Consider the following 437-nt stretch of genomic DNA (forward strand, 5'->3'; position numbering starts at 1 on the left):
GGTCATCTGGCCGCTGGCGTCGAAGGTGACGTTGAAGCTCATCGGCGTCTTGTTCGACGGATCGAGCGGATTGACGCCGTCGATCAGCACTTTCATGGTCCAGCTGTTCTCCGGAATCGGCGGGGTCGCATTCGGGTCCGGCTCGTTCTTGATGAAGAACTGGCTCATGGTGTGGGAGTTGCCCTGGCTGTCATAGATGCCCAGCGAAGAGGACGAGTTGTAGGTAGCGGCGTCGGACGGATCGAACGGCGTCACGGTCGGCGGCTTCAGCGTCGAGTTGAGGTTGTACGACTGCTGGATGCTCGAGGTGGCCTGCGGCGCCTGGTTGGCGCGCTCGACCTTGAGGTCGGTGACCACGCCGTTCTGCAACTGGCCGTTCGGCCCGACGGCATAGCCCTGCAGGCGGTAGCCGTTGTTGTCGACGATGAAATCCTGCT

General features: G+C 62.0%; 1 protein-coding gene. It reads right to left on the bottom strand.

Annotated features, from left to right (window positions below; genetic code table 11):
- The coding region (locus M8013_RS00145) for a flagellar basal body FlgE domain-containing protein (RefSeq protein WP_272501511.1) at window positions 1–437 on the bottom strand (437 nt) is incomplete at both ends.

It is taken from the genome of Silvania confinis, from assembly GCF_025564085.1.
In the GTDB taxonomy this organism is placed as follows: domain Bacteria; phylum Pseudomonadota; class Gammaproteobacteria; order Enterobacterales; family Enterobacteriaceae; genus Enterobacter; species Enterobacter confinis.